17 protein-coding genes are annotated in these 18,862 nt (G+C 68.4%); 5 read left to right on the top strand and 12 right to left on the bottom strand.

Annotated elements, in window-relative coordinates; all coding sequences use genetic code 11:
• The first annotated feature begins 9 nt into the window (after positions 1-9).
• Genes GOAMR_RS00330 through GOAMR_RS00345 form a run of 4 tightly spaced genes read left to right on the top strand, consistent with a single transcriptional unit; the run spans position 10 to position 5,909 of the window.
• Positions 10-1,224: a 3-dehydroquinate synthase II family protein gene (locus GOAMR_RS00330; RefSeq protein WP_005181086.1), complete on the top strand. Its 1,215-nt coding sequence runs from the start codon at positions 10-12 to the stop codon at positions 1,222-1,224.
• Complete coding sequence (locus tag GOAMR_RS00335; RefSeq protein WP_005181089.1) at positions 1,211-3,640, top strand: AMP-binding protein; 2,430 nt, start codon at positions 1,211-1,213, stop codon at positions 3,638-3,640. Before GOAMR_RS00330 ends, GOAMR_RS00335 begins: the two co-directional genes overlap by 14 nt.
• Before the next feature lie 5 nt (positions 3,641-3,645).
• Positions 3,646-4,506 carry a beta-1,6-N-acetylglucosaminyltransferase gene (locus GOAMR_RS00340; protein ID WP_050942535.1) on the top strand — a complete coding sequence of 287 codons (861 nt, stop codon included), beginning with the start codon at positions 3,646-3,648 and terminating at the stop codon, positions 4,504-4,506.
• The gene (locus GOAMR_RS00345; protein ID WP_005181095.1) at positions 4,500-5,909 is read left to right on the top strand and encodes a lipopolysaccharide biosynthesis protein; all 1,410 of its coding nucleotides are present in this window, start codon (positions 4,500-4,502) and stop codon (positions 5,907-5,909) included. Before GOAMR_RS00340 ends, GOAMR_RS00345 begins: the two co-directional genes overlap by 7 nt.
• Before the next feature lie 25 nt (positions 5,910-5,934).
• Here GOAMR_RS00345 and GOAMR_RS00350 read toward each other — a convergent pair whose 3' ends face one another.
• The gene (locus tag GOAMR_RS00350) at positions 5,935-6,825 is read right to left on the bottom strand and encodes a glycosyltransferase family 2 protein (RefSeq protein ID WP_005181097.1); all 891 of its coding nucleotides are present in this window, start codon (positions 6,823-6,825) and stop codon (positions 5,935-5,937) included.
• Between the two features lie 7 nt (positions 6,826-6,832).
• A complete protein-coding gene (locus GOAMR_RS00355; protein WP_005181099.1) occupies positions 6,833-7,816 on the bottom strand; it encodes a glycosyltransferase family 2 protein in 984 nt (327 codons plus the stop codon).
• Between the two features lie 98 nt (positions 7,817-7,914).
• Between GOAMR_RS00355 and GOAMR_RS00360 the strand changes: the two genes are divergently transcribed.
• On the top strand, positions 7,915-9,099 hold the full coding sequence (locus tag GOAMR_RS00360) for a lycopene cyclase family protein (protein WP_050942536.1): 1,185 nt from the start codon (positions 7,915-7,917) through the stop codon (positions 9,097-9,099).
• On the opposite strand, the gene GOAMR_RS00365 is transcribed toward GOAMR_RS00360, so the two are convergent.
• The 10 genes from GOAMR_RS00365 to GOAMR_RS00410 all read right to left on the bottom strand — a co-directional run bounded on the left by GOAMR_RS00365 (position 9,086) and on the right by GOAMR_RS00410 (position 18,797).
• A complete protein-coding gene (locus GOAMR_RS00365; protein WP_005181104.1) occupies positions 9,086-9,931 on the bottom strand; it encodes an ABC transporter ATP-binding protein in 846 nt (281 codons plus the stop codon). The two genes, GOAMR_RS00360 and GOAMR_RS00365, sit on opposite strands and share 14 nt — an antisense overlap.
• A 16-nt stretch (positions 9,932-9,947) precedes the next feature.
• Positions 9,948-11,072, bottom strand: coding sequence for a FecCD family ABC transporter permease (locus GOAMR_RS00370; protein WP_005181105.1), 1,125 nt, complete (start codon positions 11,070-11,072; stop codon positions 9,948-9,950).
• On the bottom strand, positions 11,069-12,154 hold the full coding sequence (locus GOAMR_RS00375; protein ID WP_005181107.1) for an iron chelate uptake ABC transporter family permease subunit: 1,086 nt from the start codon (positions 12,152-12,154) through the stop codon (positions 11,069-11,071). The genes GOAMR_RS00370 and GOAMR_RS00375 overlap by 4 nt, the downstream gene beginning before the upstream one ends.
• 230 nt (positions 12,155-12,384) lie before the next feature.
• On the bottom strand, positions 12,385-12,756 hold the full coding sequence (locus GOAMR_RS00380; RefSeq protein WP_005181108.1) for a metal-sulfur cluster assembly factor: 372 nt from the start codon (positions 12,754-12,756) through the stop codon (positions 12,385-12,387).
• Complete coding sequence (gene sufU / locus GOAMR_RS00385; RefSeq protein ID WP_005181109.1) at positions 12,753-13,208, bottom strand: Fe-S cluster assembly sulfur transfer protein SufU; 456 nt, start codon at positions 13,206-13,208, stop codon at positions 12,753-12,755. Before sufU ends, GOAMR_RS00380 begins: the two co-directional genes overlap by 4 nt.
• Positions 13,208-14,500 carry a cysteine desulfurase gene (locus GOAMR_RS00390; RefSeq protein WP_005181110.1) on the bottom strand — a complete coding sequence of 431 codons (1,293 nt, stop codon included), beginning with the start codon at positions 14,498-14,500 and terminating at the stop codon, positions 13,208-13,210. Before GOAMR_RS00390 ends, sufU begins: the two co-directional genes overlap by 1 nt.
• Positions 14,501-14,523: 23 nt before the next feature.
• Entirely contained in the window at positions 14,524-15,297 is a 774-nt protein-coding gene (gene sufC / locus GOAMR_RS00395; RefSeq protein WP_005181111.1) for a Fe-S cluster assembly ATPase SufC, read from the bottom strand.
• Between the two features lie 58 nt (positions 15,298-15,355).
• The gene (gene sufD / locus GOAMR_RS00400) at positions 15,356-16,567 is read right to left on the bottom strand and encodes a Fe-S cluster assembly protein SufD (protein ID WP_005181115.1); all 1,212 of its coding nucleotides are present in this window, start codon (positions 16,565-16,567) and stop codon (positions 15,356-15,358) included.
• On the bottom strand, positions 16,567-17,973 hold the full coding sequence (gene sufB / locus GOAMR_RS00405; protein WP_373278747.1) for a Fe-S cluster assembly protein SufB: 1,407 nt from the start codon (positions 17,971-17,973) through the stop codon (positions 16,567-16,569). Before sufB ends, sufD begins: the two co-directional genes overlap by 1 nt.
• A gap of 26 nt (positions 17,974-17,999) precedes the next feature.
• Positions 18,000-18,797 (bottom strand): helix-turn-helix transcriptional regulator, encoded by a 798-nt coding sequence (locus GOAMR_RS00410; protein WP_244427188.1) that lies wholly within the window; start codon positions 18,795-18,797, stop codon positions 18,000-18,002.
• Positions 18,798-18,862: the final 65 nt, after the last annotated feature.

The raw sequence follows: 18,862 nt of genomic DNA on the forward strand, positions 1-18,862 counted from the left end.
CATCAACCTATGACCAGCCATGTCGTCGTCACCGACCAGATCGTGCCCGCCGCACCGTCGGAGAACGACCGGAACAGCCAGCATTTCGCGTGGGTCGATGTCCGCAACCTTGAGGGTGCGGCACGTGACGCCGTGGTCCAGGCCGCGATCAACTACGGTCTCGACGGCATCGTCGCCGACGATCCCGCACTGCTCGCGGGCCTGCCGCCGACGGTCCGCCGGATCCTGGCCGGCACCGCCCCGGTTGCCGACAAGACAAAAACCGACAACAAGAAGAAGACGGACAAGAAGTCCGCCGACGACACCGAGCAGGCCCCGTCCTTCACCCCGGACCTGGTGCTGACCGAGGCCGCCGACCTGCGGACCGGTGCCGCCCCCGCGGCCGGTGTGCACGTCGTGGTGTCCGACGCGCCGACGCTCGGCCTTGCCTGCGAGCTCGTCCGGGTGACACCGTGGACGGTGCTGACCTTCACCGATCCCACCAAGATCCCGCTGGAGATCGTGATCGCCGCGGCGGAGAACTCGGGGGGCAAGACCGTCACCGTCGTCAACGACATCGAGGACGCCGGCATCGTCAAGCTGGTGCTGGAGCACGGTTCCGACGGTCTGCTGCTCGCGCCGCGGCACGCCGACGACGTGGTCGCGCTGGTTGACGTGCTCACCCCGGACAACGACAAAATGGAGCTGTCCGAGCTCACCATCACCGACGTCGCCCACATCGGGATGGGTGAGCGCGCCTGCATCGACACCTGCTCGCTCCTCGAACTCGACGAGGGCTGCCTCATCGGCTCGTTCGCCAGCGGGATGTTCCTCTCGTGCAGCGAGACCCATCCGCTGCCGTACATGCCGACCCGACCGTTCCGGTGGAACGCCGGCGCCGTGCACTCGTACGTCATGACCCCCGACAACCGGACCCGCTACGTCAGCGAGCTGCGGGCGGGTCAGCCGATTCTCGCGGTCCGCACCGACGGCTCGGTGCGCGAGGTCCGTATCGGCCGCGTCAAGATCGAACGGCGCCCGCTGATCTCGATCACCGCCACCTCGGCCACCGGCAAGACCATCAATGTCATCGCCCAGGACGACTGGCATGTGCGTCTGCTCGGTCCCGGCGGTTCGGTCAACAACGTCACCGAACTCAAGCCCGGCGATGTGCTGCTCGGCTACGTCCCCACCGAGGCCCGCCACGTCGGTCTTCCGATCACCGAGTTCTGTGAGGAACGCTAACCCGTTCCATGACCTGCTGGTCCGGGTGGCCGACGATCACAACGACGTGATCGCCCTGCGCACCCGGACCGGCACCGTCAGCTACGCCAAACTGCTCCGGCTGATCGATGAGGGCACCGAACGTCTGGAAGCCGCCGGAATCCCTGCCGGCGTCCCGGTGGCGGTCCGGTTGTCCGGGTCGCTCGACAGCGTGGTCGCGCTGCTGACAGTGCTGTGCTCGCCGCATCCGGTCCTGCCGATCGATTCCGCGTCGCCGGCCGAGCGCACGGCCCGGCTGATCGAGGTCGCGGGCGCGGTCGCCTACCCGGGCGAGGATGCCCTGCCGAGCGCGACGATGCCGCGCGAGGTGCCCGGCACCGCCGTGCTGATGTTCACCTCCGGGTCCACGGGAACACCCAAGGCCGTGCGGCAGGGCGTCGTGCAGTGGATGCACCAGATCGACGAACTCGGCCGCGAACTCGGGATCGGACCGGGGCATACCGTTGCGCTCGCGATGCCGGTCAGCTTCGGCGGCGGACTCGACATCGCCCTGACAGCGGTCGGTCACGGGGCGACTCTGTGCCTGTCGCACCCGCGGACCGACGGCGTCGCCGAGCTGGCCACCGCGCTGGCCGAATGGCGTCCGGACGGTCTGCACCTGACGCCCGCGCTGCTGCGCGCGCTGCTGGCCGATCCGGCCGGAGCCGACGCGCTGGCCACCGTGGATCTCGTGGGCACCTGCGGTGAGGCGATCGGCTCCGGCGAGGTGGCCACGCTGCGCGAGTGCAACGCGGGCATCACCTTTGTCAACCGCTCCGGCTCATCGGAAACCGGGAACCTCGCCTTCAACACCTACGGACCACGCCGGCGCCTTCCGGACGGGACGGTGCCCGCCGGGCGGATCGCCGAGGGTAAGACCGTCCTCGTCGTCGACGACCACGGACTGCCCGTTCCCGAGGGCACCATCGGCACGCTCATCGTGCGGTCCCCCTTCATCGCCCAGGGATACCTGACCGGCGACTTCCCCGGCGGCGAGGTGCGTGAGCACAACCTCGGTGACCGTGGCTCGGTCACCGGAAATCACCTGCATCTGGCCGGCCGCGGCGACGATACGGTCAAGATCCGCGGTTACCGCGTGGACATCTCCGAGGTGGTCGGCGCGATCGAGGCCATCCCGGAGGTCGCCGAGGCCACCGTCATCGCCCGGTACGGCGCGGCCGGGGCCGAACTCGCGGCCTACCTGGCGACCACTCCGGGCACGCGGCCACCCTCGGTGGCCGAGATCCGCACCACGCTGGCATCGTCGCTGCCGAGCTGGATGCAGCCCACGCACGTGATTCTGCTGGCCGTGCTCCCCCGCAACGAACGCGGCAAGGTCGACCGCACCCGGCTCCCCGAACCGGCCGGGCGACCGCTATACGTCGCACCCGCGACCGCCACCGAAGGCCTGCTGGCACCCATCTGGGAGGATCTGCTGCGCGTCGCCGAGGTCGGACGCGACGACGACTTCCTCGCCCTCGGCGGCGATTCGCTGACCGTCGTGGAGTTGATCACGCGGATCAAGGCGACATTCGCCACCACACTCACGCCGTCGGACCTGGTCGGCGCGCCGACCCTGCGCGCGGTCGCCGAGGTGATCGACCGGCATCACCCGCCCGCGCTCGACGGCGATGTGGTGCCGCTGACCGCGGTCGCGGCGGCCGACGACCACCGGCCGCTGCTGTTCGCGTTCGCGGGCGCCGGCGAGTCCGCGCTGGCGTTCGGTCCGCTGGCCCAGTGCCTCAGCGAGTTTCGCGTCATCGGGCTGCAGGCGCACGCCCTGGAGAGCCGCGGGCTCCCCGACTGGACGGTCGGTGCGGCCGCCCGCCGCTTCGTCCACCATGTCCTGGAGATCTGCCCACCCGGACCGTACCGGTTCGTCGGGCACTCGCTGGGCGGTGTGATCGCCGTCGAGGTCGCCAGACTGCTCGCGGCCCAGGGACATCACGTCGAGCACATCGTGTGCCTGGACACCATCTTCGACGGTCCGCTGGCCGCGAGGGCACGCCTACGGCTGCCCGCGGCTGTCGGCCTCGCCTCCGCTCCCGCTGCCGCACCCGGGGACCCGGTGCAGGACACCGGTTCCGCCGCACTGTGGCGCCGGCGGCTGGCCCTGGTCAGCGCGGGCTGGTGGCGCCGGCCGGCCAAAGAGCAATGGTCACTGTTCCACGATCTGGGCCGGCGTTCGGCGCTGCTGCACCGGTTGCGGCCCTGGTACGGACCGGTCACCGCGATCCTCGCCGAGGACAATCCGGACAACCCCGACTGCTGGTACGCCTACGCACCCCACTGCGCGGGAATCCATTTCGTCGCCGGCGACCACAATGCGATGCTGCGGCCGCCGTACGTCGCGCGCACGGCGCAGTTGGTGGCCGACGCATTCACCGGACCGGCGTGAGCCCGATGAGATTCGCCGTCCACCTCCTCGTGCACGACCAGCCGCAGCTGTTCGCGGCGCTGGCCGCCTCCCTGCGGCATGAAGCGATCGACGTCTATGTCCACGTCGACGCCACGTCTGTTCAGGACCTGTTCGAGTCGGCTGTCCGGGCAGCCGGAGCCGACGTCACCTTCGTACCGCCGGCTGCCAGGGTCGACGTCCGGTGGGGTGGGTTGAGCGTGGTCCGGGCCACCTTGGCGTCGCTCGATCTGGCAGCCGCAAGCGGCATCGACTACCACAGGCACACGCTGCTGTCGGGGGCCGATGTGCTCCTGAGACCGCTTCCGGTGCTGCTGGAGCGGTGGTCGGACGATGCCGAACATCTGCGCATCGACCGGCGGCTGAACCGGGCCGAAAGTCAGGGGCATCTCAAGCCACGTCGCTACTGGTTCCCCGACCAGCCGCTGCTCGACCGGACCCGGCTGTCCGGGCGGGTGCCGCGCCGGATCCCGCCCGGACCACCGCTGGTCGAGGGTTCGCAGTGGTGGTCGCTGACCGGCACCGCGATCCGGACCGTCCGCGACTACCTCGATGCCCACCCGGCATGGCTGCGTGGTCACCGATTCTCGCTGTGCCCCGACGAGTTCGTGTTCCATTCGGTCCTCGCGGACTCGGATATGGCGCCGAGGATCACCCAGAACTATCTCGACCGCACAGCGCCCGACGAGACGCTCCACGCGCTGCACTTCATCGACTGGTCGGTGTATGACGCCGTCCGGCCCGCCGAACTCACCGAACAGAACCTCCCCACGGCCCTGGCCAGTCCGGCGATGTTCGCGCGGAAGGTCGGTGCCGGCTGGACCTGGCGGGCGGGGCAGACATGCTGAAAGGCAGGCTGGCGCTCAACGCGAGCGCGCTGATGATCTCGTCCGCGGCCACCGGCCTGCTCGGCCTCGTGTACTGGATGGTCGCCGAACGGATGCTGCCGACCTCCGAAGTGGGCCGCGCCTCGGCGATGATCTCAGCCGCGACGGTCCTCTCGTCGCTGGCGTGTCTGTCGCTTGCGGGCGCCTATCAGCGATTCCTGCCTGTTGCCGGGAATCGGTCCTTGCGGCTGATTCTCAGCGGGTACGGACTGATCACCGGCACCTCGATTCTCCTCGGAACAGCGTTCGTCACACTGGGTTTCGGTTCGTCGATCTTCACCTCGACCACCGACCGGGTGCTGTTCGTGCCGCTGGTGCTCGTGCTGGCGATCTACGCCATCACCGACCCGATCCTGATCGGTCTGCGCAGATCCCCCGCCGTCGCCGTCAAGAACGTCGGGCTGTCGGTGGTCAAGATCGTGCCGCTGTTCTTCTTGTCGGGCACGGCCACGGCGGTCGCCGTCACCGGATCGTGGATGGTGCTGGCCGCGCTGATCACCGTCGTGTTCATGCTGCACGCCGTGCGGCTGGCGCTCGCCCGTCGGCTGGAGAGTGCCGACGAGCTGCCGGGCAACCGGGAGCTGATGTCGTTCCAGAGCGCGTTCTTCACGATGATGCTGATCACTTCGGTGACCCCGTTTGCCCTGCCGCTGATCGTCGTGGAGACGGTGGGCACCACGCAGAACGCCTACTTCAACCTGGCCTGGACGATGACGTCCGCCGCCGGTCTCGTGCGCTCCAGCGTGGGTTCGGCGTTCATCGTCGAGGCCGTGCAGCCGGGTGCCAACACCGCGAACCTCGTCCGGCAGCTGCGCCGCATGCTGCTACCGCTCACGCTGCTCGTGGCGGCAGGACTGGCGATCGGCGGGCCCGCGGTGCTGTGGGTGGTCGGCGACGAGTACTTCCGCGAGGCCGCACCGCTCATGTTGGTGCTGGCCGTCCAGTCGGTGGTCGAGACCGTCGTGGTGGTGTTCTACATGGTCAGCCAGATCGTGCGGCGGCTGCGGCTGATGGTGCTGATGCAGATCATCGTCATGGTGATCACCGTCGGCGGCTCATACCTGCTGCTGCCCCGGGTGGGCCTGATCGGTGTGGGCATCGCCTCGCTCACCGCGGTCACGGTGGGCGCCGCGATCGCGATCCGACCACTGCTGCACGCCCTCGCGCAGCTTCTGCGCAACGCCCAGAACGGGAACGCGGACACCGACGGCAAGGCGCACTCTGACGTTTACCCGCCCACCGTCGACGGTGACTTCTACATTCCCGATACCCAGGTCACCGACAAGATCCCGGTGATCCGCACCGGCGCTCACCGGGTACCGCCGTCGGAGTTGGACACCGACAGGTTCCCCGCACTGCCCTGACCGCGGTGACCCCCATGCCCCCTCGTCAGGTACGCAACCGGGCCCGGGCAGCCGCGGCCGCCTCGACCACCCGGCGGGCTCCGAATTGTGCCGTGTCCGCGCCCGGACTGCGCACGAACGCCCGCGCCGCGGCCCACGCCGTACCCATGACCAGTCCGGCCGCCGACGATCCCGACGGCCACATCAACCGGGCCAGGGCGTCGTCGGGAAAGGGCCTGGCACCGGTCTGGTCGGCGTACCGGGCAGCGATCCGCAGATGTGCCGCCCGCTGGACGTCGTTGTTCTGATTGCTCACCGACGCGGCGTGGATCCGGTACCGGTAGCCGAGGATCGGCACATTCCCGATCTCGCCGTAGTGGCAGATGCGGGTGAAGAACTCGTAGTCCTCGGCGTGGGCGTACTCGGGGTCGAACCGGATGCCGGTGCGCTCGATGACCTCGCGGCGGATCAGCACCGACGCCCCGCAGTGGCAACTGCCGTACAGCAGCCGCTGCCGGCATGCCTTGTCCGAACGGGGCGTGCGGATGTAGCCGGTCATCGCCTCGAACAGCTCATAGTCGGTGCCGCACACGATGCCACGGGGATGCTCGTGCATCCAGCGCAGCTGAGCGAGCAGTCTGCCCTCGGGCAGCAGATCGTCGGCGTCCATGCGGGCGATGAATTCCCCGCGCGCCTCGTCGAGACCGCGGTTGAGCGCCGCGACGAGGCCGGCGTTGGCCTGCGGCACCACCCGGATCCTCCGATCGCCGAGCGCCGATAACTCATCGATACAGCCGTCGGTGGAGCCGTCGTCGATCACCAGCAGTTCGAGGTCGTCGACGCCTTGGGCGAACACCGATCGCGCCGCGTCGGCGATGTAGCCGGCCGCGTTGTATGCCGGCATGAGGACGGTCACCAACGGTTGCTGTGCGGTCATCGGATACCTACCGGAACCGCAGGATCGCGGAATAGAGCGCGGGCGAGAACGTCATCAGCAGCGCGAACACGATCTCCCGGCGGTGCCCGCCGGCCCACAGGACCGGCACATCGGACAGCGAAATACCCTGCCGCACTCTGGCGATCGCGGTGCGGTACAGCATCGGGTCGGCCCCGGCCGCGTGCTGGGCGCGCATCGCCACGTGCGCGATCGACGTGAGGACCTCACGGTAGTGGTAGCCCAGGTAGTCCCGGTCCCAGTCCGAACCACGACCCTGGCCCGCCACCAGTGCCCGCACCTCGGCGTCGGCGGTGAACAGGTCGAAGGTGGTCGGCGAGAACGCCGTCGACAGCGAACCCTCCCGGTACAGGTACCGGTACAGCGGTGTCTCGACCGTCGCCACCCGCTCCACCGACAGCGCGACCCGGATACTCGTGGCGATGTCCTCGTAGGCCTGATCCTCGGCCCACGGCCGGCTACCCAGACTCGCCCGTTCGAACAGTTTGGTACAGGCGTACGCCTTTGCCCGGCCCCGAAGCAGCTCGTGCGCGTACTCGGCACCCGACACGACGCCGGCCACCGGACGGGCCTCGTCGATCTGCAGCACCTGATCATGCTCGTCGACCCGGTAGGTGCGGGTCACCGACAGCTGCGCGTCCGCGTCGGTCATCGCCGTCACCAGGGTGTCGACGAACTCGGGCGCGGCGGTGTCGTCGCTGTCGAGGAACCACACCAGGTCGGTGGTCAGCGCGGCCAGGCCGGTGTTGCGGGCCCGGCCCAGGCCACCGTTACGAGGCTGGGTGATGACCCGGTGCTCGCGCCCATGTTCGCGCAGCGTCGCGACGGCGATGTCGATGGACCTGTCACCACCCCGGTCGTCGACCAACACGATCTGATCGACCGGACGGGTCTGTGCCAGCACCGATTCGATGCAGCCACGGACGTAATCGGCACACCGGTACACCGGGATGACAACCCCGACAGTCGTCATCGGGTCCCCGCTCCCCCGCATACACACCACACACTGATTAGGCTACCCTAAGGTATTTCGGGGCACGGTGGGAGCCTTGCGCCACTACACTTCTGCGGGTGAAGGATCTCCTGGTGATCGGTGCCGGCCCGGCCGGACAAGCGATCGCTCATCGCGGCAGTGCGGCCGGACTCGACGTCACCCTCATCGACCCCCACCCCGACCGTCCCTGGCAGGCCACCTACGGAGCCTGGGCCGACGAACTGCCCGGCTGGCTGCCCGGTGACTGCATCGCGGCCACGGGCCCCGCGGTCGTCTACACCCCGGGCCGCAAGGTCCTGGACCGCGAGTACGCGATCCTCGACACCGCGGCGCTGCAATCGGCGCTCGACCTGGCCGGCGTGCGGATCGTGCGAGCCCGGGTGGCGCACGCGTACACCACCTACGTCACCGTCGCCGACGGCTCGATCCTGTACGCCCGTGCTGTTGTCGACGCACGCGGGATCGCCGCCGCGGACCCCGCCGAGAACGCGCCGGAGCAGACGGCCGTCGGGATCGTCGTCGCGCATGGCGGGACCGGGGTCGAGCATCGCCCCGCCGACGACCGCATGGTGGTGATGGACTGGCGGCCGGGCACCGGCACCTTCGCCTACTCCGTCGATCTCGGCGGTGGGCGGCGGCTCGTCGAGGAGACCTGCCTGGCCGGCGCACCGGCCGTCGATATCGATGAACTGTCGCGCAGACTGCGCGACCGGGTGCCGGGAGTGTCCATCCCGGCTCCGGGTAGGCGGGGTGCGCGCAGCAGGGTGTCCACGGGAGCCGAGATCGTACGTTTCCCACTCGTGGGCGCGACGCCGCGGCCGTGGCACACCGCGGGTGCCCCGCGCTTCGGGGCGGCCGGTGGGCTGATGCATCCGGCGACCGGGTACAGCCTCGCCCAGTCGCTGGCAATGGCCGACACGGTGGTCGACGCGGTGCGCCGGGGTGCCGATGTGACCAGGGCACTGTGGCCGTGGCGGGCGCGGTGCGTGTACCGGCTGCGGGTGATGGGCCTGGCCGCACTGCTCGTCCTCGAGCCCGACGACCTGGTCCTGTTCTTTGACCGGTTCTTCGCCCTCCCGGAGTCCACGCAACGGGGGTATCTGTCCGGGCGCGACGACCTTGTGGGCACCTGTAAGGCCATGTGGGGCGTCTTCGCCTCGTTGCCCCTTCGGCTGAAGTCGACGATCGCCAGGACCTCACTGGCCGGGCTCCCGGCACACCGGCGCACGACCGGTCTGCTCGCGCGCCTCAGTGGGTGGTGAACCGCGCCGCATCACCCTTCCGTGCCAGCGGAATCACCAGCGGCGTACCGGTTTCCGGGTCATCGATGATCCGGCATGGCAGCCCGAACACCTCGTGCACCATGTCGGCGGTGACGATGTCGGCGGGGCTGCCCTGCGCCACCACCCGGCCGGCCTTCATCGCGATGATGTGGTCGGCGTACCGGAAGGCGTGATTGAGGTCGTGCAGCACCGCGACCAGGGTGCGGCCCGCGTCCCGATTGAGTTCGGTGCACAGTTCCAGCAGGTCCACCTGATAGGCGATGTCGAGGTAGGTGGTGGGTTCATCGAGCAGCATCAGCTCGGTCTGCTGGGCCAGCAGCATCGCCATCCACACCCGCTGCCGCTGACCGCCGGACAACTCATCGACCAGTCGTCCCGACAGTTCACCGACGCCGGTCGCGGCCATCGCCTCCACCACCGCGGCCTCGTCCTCCCGAGTCCACTGGCGGATGAGGTTCTGGTGCGGAAACCGGCCGCGTGCGACGAGGTCGGCCACCCGGATACCGTCGGGGGCGATGGAGGACTGCGGTAGCAGACCGAGCTGCCGCGCGACCTGTTTGGCCGGGTAGCCGGCGATTGCCTTGCCGTCGAGCAGTACCTCCCCGGACGACGGCGCGAGCAGCCGTGACAACGCCCGCAGCAGGGTCGACTTGCCGCACGCGTTGGGACCGACGATCACGGTGAACTTGCCGTCCGGGATGTCGAGAGTCAACCCGTCGCTGATGATCCGCGAGTCGTAGCCGATCGTGATGTTCTTCGCCTGCAGACGGGTACCCGTGCGGGTTTCCTCCGGCGCCATGACCTCGCTCATCTCATCTTCTCCGCTCTCACTGCCTGCGCGCTTCCATCGCCAGCAGCCACACCAGGTACAGCCCGCCGATCGACACGGTCACCACACCCACCGGCAGATCCTTGTCGCCGAAGGCGAACTGCGCGATCCAGTCGCTCACCACCAGCAGCAGGGCGCCCATGGCGGCGGACGCGGTGATGGTCACACCCGCCGAGCGGGTGAGCCGTTTGGCGAGCTGAGGGGCGGCCAGCGCCACGAACGAGATGGGCCCGGCGGCCGCGGTGGCGATCGCCGTCAGGCTCACCCCGACGACGATCATCGCGAGCCGGGTCCGTTCCACCGGGATTCCGAGTGCCGCGGCCGAGTCGTCGCCCATGTCGAGCATCGGCATCCGGTAGGCCACCCAGAAGACGGGGATCACCAGGATCGCGGCCACGATCAGCACCGGCTGGGCGTGGACCCATTCCTTGTTGTTGAGGGTTCCCGCTCCCCAGACGGCGGCGGACATGGCGTCCTCCAGATCGGCTTTGAGGATCAGCCAGGTGTTGACCGCCGCCAGCACCGCGGCGATCGCGATGCCCACGATGATCAGCCGGAAGCCCTGCACGCCGCGCTTGAACGCGAGCAGATAGACCAGCAGAGCGGTGACGATACCGCCGATCAGTGCGCCGATCGCCGTCGGGTAATAGCTGGTGGCCACGCCGTCGAGGAGGAGAAGAACCACCAGGGCGCCGGTGTAGGCGCCGGTGTTGAAACCGATGATGTCGGGACTGCCGAGCGGGTTGCGGGTCAGGGACTGGAAGATCGCGCCGCTGATGCCCAGCAGCGTCCCGAGGACCACCGCGAGCACCACCCGGGGCGCCCGCCATTCGGTGACGATCTCGGCGTTCGGGGTGTCGACGCCGAACACCGCCTCGATCACCTCGGTGATCGGGATGTGCAGGTCACCGGTCGCCAACTCGGCGAAGGCGGCGCCGGCGGCAGCCAGGATCAACACGATCACGACCACCACGCCGCGTAGGTCGATCCGAGTCGACAGCCCGTCGGGCACCCTGGTGACAGAGCTGCCGCGCCGGGTGATCGCGGGCAGCCGGACGGCGAGCAGGGGCCGTCCGAAATCGATCGTCCGCTCGGTCCGGCGCAGGGTCTGGTTGCCGCTCACAGTCCGCTCGCCTTCTTGCGCCGCACGAGCAGGATCAGCACCGGCGCACCCACGAGCGCCGTCACGATGCCCACCTGCATCTCGTCGGGCCGGACGATGAGCCGGCCGAGAACGTCGGCGACGAGCACCATCATCGGTGCGCCGATCATGGTGTACGCGAAGATCCACCGCTGGTCGGGGCCGACGATCCAGCGTGCGATATGCGGCACCATCAGCCCGACGAATCCGATCGGCCCGGCACCGGCGGTGGCCGCACCGCACAGCAACGTCACCGCGATCACCCCGACAGTCCGGACACGCCCGACGTCAGCGCCGAGGCTGCGTGCCAGGTCGTCACCGAGGGCCACCGCGTTGAGCGGCCGCGCCACGGCCAGCGCCGCGATGAGACCGGCCACGATGAACGGCAGGATCGCCCAGACCACGGCGTCGTCGCGGCCGGCGATCGAGCCCGCGTTCCAGGTGCGCATCGCGTCAAACGCGACCGGATCGAGCAGTACGAGTCCCTGCGTCACACCGCCGAGCACCGCCGCTATCGCAACACCGGCGAGCGTCAGGCGCACCGGGGTGCCGCCGCCGCGTCCCCACGAACCGATCGCGTAGACGATGAGGGTGGCCAGGATCGCCCCGGCGAAGGCGAACCAGATGTAACCTCGCAGTCCGGTGATCCCGAACGTCCCGACCGCCAGCGCCACCATGAACGCCGCACCCGCGTTGACACCCAGGATTCCGGGATCGGCCAGCGGATTGCGCGTCAACGCCTGGATCAGCGCACCGGCCACACCGAGGGCCGCGCCGGCGACCAGGCCGAGGGCGGTCCTGGGGAGCCGCATGTCCCGGACGACCAGGTGATCCTGGCTTCCGTCAAAGGCGAACAGCGCATCCCACACGGTGCCGAACGGGATCGACTTGGCACCCACCGACAGGCTCAGCAGGCAGATCAGCAGCAAGATCGCCACACCGACGATCCATCCGATCGTGCGTAGGAGGTTGCTCCGCGCTATGCCGTGGGTCAATTGCGCGACGGCGGCGTCGGCGGTGACCGAGGACTCGACAGGAGCCGTCGGCTTCACGGTGGAACTCACTTGCCGTCGTGCTCCTCAGAGTTGACCCGATTGCCGTCCGCGTGGCCTCCCCCGCCGCGCTGCGTCCACCACCGAAGGCGAACCTCGACTTAGGTTAGGCTATCTCGCCTTGACTCCGTTCGCCGCCCCGGAACCCGTACGAGAGCGCGTCCCCACCGACGGCGGCGGGCCGGGGCACGCTGGGTGCCCCGGCCCGTCACAGGATGGTCGGCTGGGTTGGTCGAGTCTGCTCAGACGGTGAAACCGAGTGCCCGCAGCTGTTCGCGGCCGTCGTCGGTGATCTTGTCCGGGCCCCACGGCGGCAGCCACACCCAGTTGATCTCCAGGTCGGTGCACAAGCCGCTGCCCACGAGCGCTGTCCGCGCCTGATCCTCGATCACGTCGGTGAGCGGGCAGGCCGCCGACGTCAGGGTCATGTCGATCTTCGCGACCGCCTCGTCGGTGACGTCGAGCCCGTAGACCAGGCCCAGGTCGACCACGTTGATGCCGAGTTCGGGGTCGACGACATCACGCATCGCCTCCTCGACGTCGTCGAGGCTCGGCAGTGCGGTCTGCACCTCACCCACCGTCTGGGGTGCCGGTGTGGTGGCTTCGTCGGTCATGCTATCTCCTTTGCGTCCACACCCTGGGCAAGTGCGTCCTTGAATGCCATCCAGCCCAGCAGCGCACACTTGACGCGGGCCGGATACTTGCTGACGCCGGCGAAGGCGATGCCGTCGCCGATGACGTCCTCGTCACCCTCGTCTTTGCCGCGCGAGGTCATCATCGTGTTGAACGAGTCCACCGTCGCCAGGGCCTCGGCCAGTTCCAGTCCCACGACCTGGTCGTGCAGCACCGATGTCGACGCCTGCGAGATCGAGCAGCCCTGCCCGTCGTAGGAGATGTCTGCGACCTTGGTGCCGTCGTCGGACAGGCTGACTCGCAACGTGACCTCGTCGCCGCAGGTCGGGTTGACATGGTGCACCTCGGCGACGAACGGGTCGCGCAGGCCACGCCCGTGCGGGTGTTTGTAGTGGTCCAGGATCACGTCCTGGTACATCTGCTCCATCCGCATCAGCGCGCTCCGAAGAAGTCCTGGGCCTTCACGATGGCCTCGGCCAGGGCGTCGACCTCGGTGAGCGTGTTGTACACGGCGAACGACGCGCGTGCGGTGGCCGCGACCCCGAACCGCTTGTGCAGCGGCCAGGCGCAGTGATGACCGACGCGGATGGCCACACCCTCGTCGTCGAGGATCTGGCCGAGGTCGTGCGCGTGGATACCGTCGACCACGAACGACACGGCACCGCCGCGCCGCTGCGCGTCAGCAGGGCCGATGATGCGCACACCGTCGATTCCGCCGAGCAGCTCCAGCGCCCGTTCGGTGAGCGAGTGTTCATGTGCGGCAACAGCATCCATACCAATGGCGGCGAGGTAGTCGACGGCGGCACCGAGACCAACCACCTGCGAGGTCATCGGCACACCGGCCTCGAAACGCTGCGGGGGCGGCGCGTACGTGGACACCTCCATCGACACCGTCTCGATCATCGAGCCGCCGGTGATGAACGGCGGCAACGCGGCCAGCAGATCGGCCTTGCCGTACAGCACGCCCACGCCCGAAGGCCCGAACATCTTGTGCCCGGAGAATGCCGCGAAGTCGACGTCGAGTGCGGCGAAGTCGACGGCCATGTGCGGCACCGACTGGCAGGCGTCGAGCACCACGAGCGCGCCGACGACCCGCGCCCGCCGGACGAGTTCGGCGACATCGGCGACGGCACCGGTCACGTTGGACTGATGGGTGAACGACACGACCTTGACGGTGTCGTCGAGCTCGATCGAGTCGAGGTCGATGCGGCCCTCGTCGGTGACCCCATACCAGCGCAGCGTCGCACCGGTCCGGCGACAGAGTTCCTGCCACGGAACGAGATTGGCGTGGTGCTCGAGCTCGGTGATCACGACGGTGTCGCCGGGCCCGAGTGCCTTGCCGCCGAGAACGGACGCGCTGCGGTCATCGCCCAGCGTGTAGGTGACCAGGTTGAGCGATTCGGTCGCGTTCTTGGTGAACACGATCTCGTCGGCTCTCGCCCCGACGAACCCGGCGATCTTCTCGCGGGCACCCTCGTAGGCGTCGGTGGCCTCCTCGGCCAGCTGATGCGCACCCCGGTGCACCGCTGCGTTACACGTGGTCAGGAAGGTGCGTTCGGCGTCGAGGACTTGGACGGGCCGCTGCGAGGTGGCCCCGGAATCCAGGTACACCAACGGTTTTCCGTCCCGGACGGTCCTGGACAGAATGGGAAAGTCCGCACGGATGCGGTCGACGTCGAACACCGCAATACCCGAGGGGTTCAGGGTGTCGGGTGAAATGGTCACAGCCTTCCTCCTCCGAGTTGGGCTCAGCCCGCCGTCGCGGCCGAGGTGAACCGCACGTAGCCGTTCTCTTCGAGTTCATCGGCCAGCTCGGGCCCGGCGGACTCGACGATGCGGCCGGCCACGAACACGTGCACGAAGTCGGGCTTGATGTAGCGCAGGATCCGCGTGTAGTGCGTGATCAGCAGCACGCCGCCGTTCTCGCGCTCCTTGTACTGATTCACGCCCTCGCTCACGATCCGCAGCGCATCGACGTCGAGGCCGGAGTCGGTCTCGTCGAGGATGGCGATCTTGGGCTTGAGCAGGCCGAGCTGCAGCACCTCGTGACGCTTCTTCTCGCCACCGGAGAAACCCTCGTTGACGCTGCGCTCGGAGAACGACGGATCGATGCCGAGTTCGGTCATCGCCTCCTTGGTCTCCTTGACCCAGTGGCGCAGCTTGGGAGCCTCGCCGCGTACGGCGGTGGCCGCGGTGCGCAGGAAGTTGGACATCGACACACCCGGCACCTCGACGGGGTACTGCATCGCCAGGAACAGGCCGGCGCGGGCGCGCTCGTCGACGCTCATCTCCAGCACGTCCTCGCCGTCGAGGGTGATCGAGCCCTGCGTGACCTCGTACTTGGGGTGGCCGGCGATGGCGTAGGACAGCGTCGACTTGCCGGAGCCGTTGGGGCCCATGATGGCGTGGGTCTCGCCGGAGGCGACGGTCAGGTCGACACCTTTGAGGATGCTGATGGGTTCTGCGTCGGCGTCGGACTGCTTGACGTTGACGTGCAGATCCCGGATTTCCAGAGTGGTCACAATTGATCCTTGATGAATGATGTCTACAACGAAAATGCTTGGGCTGTAAGCGTTGCCGTCATCCGACGACGAGTTTGAGTTCTTCCTCGATCGCGTCGGCCAGGCGCTGACGGATCTCCTTGACACCGATCTTGAGGATGATCTCGCCGAAGAACCCGAGGATCACCAGACGGCGGGCCTCGGCCTCGGAGATACCACGCGACTGCAGGTAGAACAGCTGCTCGTCGTCGAAACGGCCGGTGGCGCTGGCATGTCCGGCGCCGACGATCTCGCCGGTCTCGATCTCCAGGTTGGGCACCGAGTCCGCGCGGGCGCCATCGGTGAGCACCAGGTTGCGGTTGAGCTCGAAGGTGTCGGTGCCCTCGGCCTCGGGCCGGATCAGTACGTCGCCGATCCACACGGTGTGCGCCTCACGCAGCCGGTCGCCGGAGCCGTCGCTCTGCAGCGCGCCCTTGTACACGACGTTGGAGCGGCAGTTGGGCTGGCTGTGGTCGACCAGCAGGCGCTGTTCGAGGTGCTGGCCGGCGTCGGCGAAGTACAGGCCCCACAGCTCGACGTCGCCGCCGGGTGCGTTGTAGTGCACCACCGGCGAGAGCCGGACCAGGTTTCCGCCGAGGCTGACCGCGAAATGCCGGACGATGGCGTCGCGGCCCACCCCGATGTGGTGGGCGGCCACGTGCACCGCGTCGTCCTCCCAGTCGTGCACGTTCACGACGGTGAGGTGTGCCTGGTCGCCGACGACGAACTGGATGTTCTCGGCATAGGTGCCGCTGCCCTGCTGGTCGAGGACGACCACGGCCCGGGCGAAGGCCTCCAGACGGATCTGGATGTGCCCGAAGCCCACCTGGCCCTCGCCCGGCCCGATGACCTTGACGATCACCGGATCAGCGAGTTCGGTCTCCTTGGCCACGGTGATGACGGTGGCGTCGGTGACCGACGAGAAGGCCTGTGCGGCAACCCGGTCGAACGGCGCGCCGCCCTCGGCCAGGCGGGCGTCGTCACGGCCGACGGTCTCGACGGTGACCCCGTCGGTCACTCCGTCGACGGTGATCGCCGGGTCTGCCGTGCGAACGGCGGTGCCGTCGTGCAGGCCGCGCAGGCGGCGGAACGGGGTGAACCGCCACACCTCTTCACGCTGATGGGGGATCTCGAATGCGTTCACGTCGAATGAGGTGAACTGTTGTCCCTTATTGACCTGAGTGACGGTGGTGCCCGGCACAGCGGCTGTACCAGGGACCTGGCCGGCGACCGGAAGCGTGGGGTCTGCCATCAGCCGACGGCTCCTTCCATCTGCAGTTCGATGAGTCGGTTGAGTTCGAGTGCGTATTCCATCGGCAGTTCCTTGGCGATGGGCTCGACGAAGCCGCGCACCACCATGGCCATCGCCTCGTCCTCGGTGAGACCGCGGCTCATCAGATAGAACAGCTGGTCGTCGCTCACCTTGGACACGGTGGCCTCGTGGCCCATCGTGACGTCGTCCTCACGGATGTCGACGTACGGGTAGGTGTCGCTGCGTGAGATCGTATCGACCAGCAGCGCATCACATTTGACCGTCGAGCGACTGCCGTAGGCGCCGCTGTTGATCTTGATCAGGCCGCGGTAAGAGGCCCGGCCACCGCCGCGCGCCACCGACTTGGAGACGATGTTGCTGGAGGTGTGCGGGGCCAGGTGCACCATCTTGGAACCGGTGTCCTGGTGCTGCCCCTCGCCGGCGAACGCCACCGAGAGCACCTCACCCTTGGCGTGCTCACCGGTCAGCCACACCGCCGGGTACTTCATCGTGACCTTGGAACCGATGTTGCCGTCGATCCACTCCATGGTGGCGCCGGCCTCGGCCTTGGCGCGCTTTGTGACCAAGTTGTAGACGTTGTTCGACCAGTTCTGGATGGTGGTGTAGCGGCACCGGCCACCCTTTTTGACGATGATCTCCACCACCGCCGAGTGCAGCGAGTCGGTCTTGTAGATCGGCGCGGTGCAGCCCTCGACGTAGTGCACGTAGGCGCCCTCGTCGACGATGATCAGGGTGCGCTCGAACTGGCCCATGTTCTCGGTGTTGATCCGGAAGTAGGCCTGCAGCGGGATGTCGACGTGCACGCCAGGCGGCACGTAGATGAACGAGCCACCCGACCACACCGCGGTGTTGAGGGCGGAGAACTTGTTGTCGCCGGCCGGGATGACCGAGCCGAAGTACTCGCGGAACAGCTCCGGGTGCTCACGCAGGCCCGAATCGGTGTCGAGGAAGATGACGCCCTGCTGTTCGAGGTCCTCACGGATCTGGTGGTAGACCACCTCGGACTCGTACTGCGCGGCGACACCTGCCACCAGACGCTGCTTCTCGGCCTCGGGGATGCCGAGCCTGTCGTAGGTGTTCTTGATGTCCTCGGGCAGTTCCTCCCACGAGGTGGCCTGCTTCTCGGTCGAGCGCACGAAGTACTTGATGTTGTCGAAGTCGATGTCGTCGAGGCCCGCGCCCCAGTGCGGCATCGGCTTGCGGTCGAAGATCCGCAGCGCCTTCAGGCGGGCCTCCAGCATCCAGGCCGGCTCGTTCTTCTTGCCCGAGATGTCGGCGACGATTGCCTCCGACAGGCCACGCTGCGCGACGGCGCCCGCGGCATCGGAGTCGGACCAGCCGTAACCGTAGTTGCCCAGGGACGCGATGGTCTCTTCCTGCGTCATCCCCGATGGGACGGGATCGGTGACTGTCATGACGTTGCCTTTCGAGGTGACGGTTGGTGAGCGGCCGCGGGCTGCGCGGTCTGTCGCTCGGCAGTGAAAGTCTTGGTCGGTCCTGGTTGTCGGCGTGGCGGGTCTGCGGTGGATCCGGGCGTTCCGGCGGTGCCGAGTCCGCCGACCGCGGCGAGCGGCACGTGCGTGGTGCACGCGCAGTCACCGTTGGCGATGGTGGCCAGCCGCTGCACGTGGGTGCCCAGCAGCTCGGTGAACACCGCGGTCTCGGCCTCGCACAACTCCGGAAAGTCTTCGGCGACATGGGCCACCGGGCAGTGATGCTGGCAGATCTGGACGCCGTTGCCCACCTGCCGGGTGTTCGCGGAGAAGCCGGCACTCGTCAGCGCATCCGCGATGCCCTCGACCGTGCCCGCCACCGAACCCGCCTCGGCCGGCGCAACATCGGCGACGATGCGGGTGATGCGGTCCCGGGCGAAGTCCTCGACCGCCTGCTGCCCACCGACATTGCGCAGTGCCCGCAGGGCGGCACCGGCCAGGTCGTCGTAGGCGTGACGCAACTTGCCACGGCCGGTCGGGGTGAGCTGGAACCATTTGGCCGGACGGCCACGGCCGCGTTGCCCGTATCCCGACGACGAGGCCTCGACGTCGCCAGCGGAGGCGAGTGCGTCGAGATGCCTGCGCACACCGGCCGCGCTGATACCGAGACGCTCAGCGATCTCCCCGGCGGTCAGCGGACCGTCCTCGACGAGCAGCGACACCACAGCAGCGCGGGTCTGCCCGTCGTGCGCGGTAGGTGCGGCCAGGTCGGTCAAATCCTCTTCGGAACGTCCTGAACTGCGATTACGGCGTCGACGGGCGTCCTTCACCGGCACTTCGG

Origin of the sequence: Gordonia amarae NBRC 15530, from assembly GCF_000241345.1 — a bacterium.
GTDB classification, from domain to species: domain Bacteria; phylum Actinomycetota; class Actinomycetes; order Mycobacteriales; family Mycobacteriaceae; genus Gordonia; species Gordonia amarae.

Coding starts and splice junctions, on each gene's coding strand:
- GOAMR_RS00340 (WP_050942535.1), top strand. CDS start 3,646: ATGAGATTCGCCGTCCACCTCCTCGTGCACGACCAGCCGCAGCTGTTC.
- GOAMR_RS00345 (WP_005181095.1), top strand. CDS start 4,500: ATGCTGAAAGGCAGGCTGGCGCTCAACGCGAGCGCGCTGATGATCTCG.
- GOAMR_RS00355 (WP_005181099.1), bottom strand. CDS start 7,816: ATGACGACTGTCGGGGTTGTCATCCCGGTGTACCGGTGTGCCGATTAC.
- sufU (WP_005181109.1), bottom strand. CDS start 13,208: ATGCGGATGGAGCAGATGTACCAGGACGTGATCCTGGACCACTACAAA.
- GOAMR_RS00330 (WP_005181086.1), top strand. CDS start 10: ATGACCAGCCATGTCGTCGTCACCGACCAGATCGTGCCCGCCGCACCG.
- GOAMR_RS00350 (WP_005181097.1), bottom strand. CDS start 6,825: ATGACCGCACAGCAACCGTTGGTGACCGTCCTCATGCCGGCATACAAC.
- sufD (WP_005181115.1), bottom strand. CDS start 16,567: ATGGCAGACCCCACGCTTCCGGTCGCCGGCCAGGTCCCTGGTACAGCC.
- GOAMR_RS00380 (WP_005181108.1), bottom strand. CDS start 12,756: ATGACCGACGAAGCCACCACACCGGCACCCCAGACGGTGGGTGAGGTG.
- sufB (WP_373278747.1), bottom strand. CDS start 17,973: ATGACGCAGGAAGAGACCATCGCGTCCCTGGGCAACTACGGTTACGGC.
- GOAMR_RS00365 (WP_005181104.1), bottom strand. CDS start 9,931: ATGAGCGAGGTCATGGCGCCGGAGGAAACCCGCACGGGTACCCGTCTG.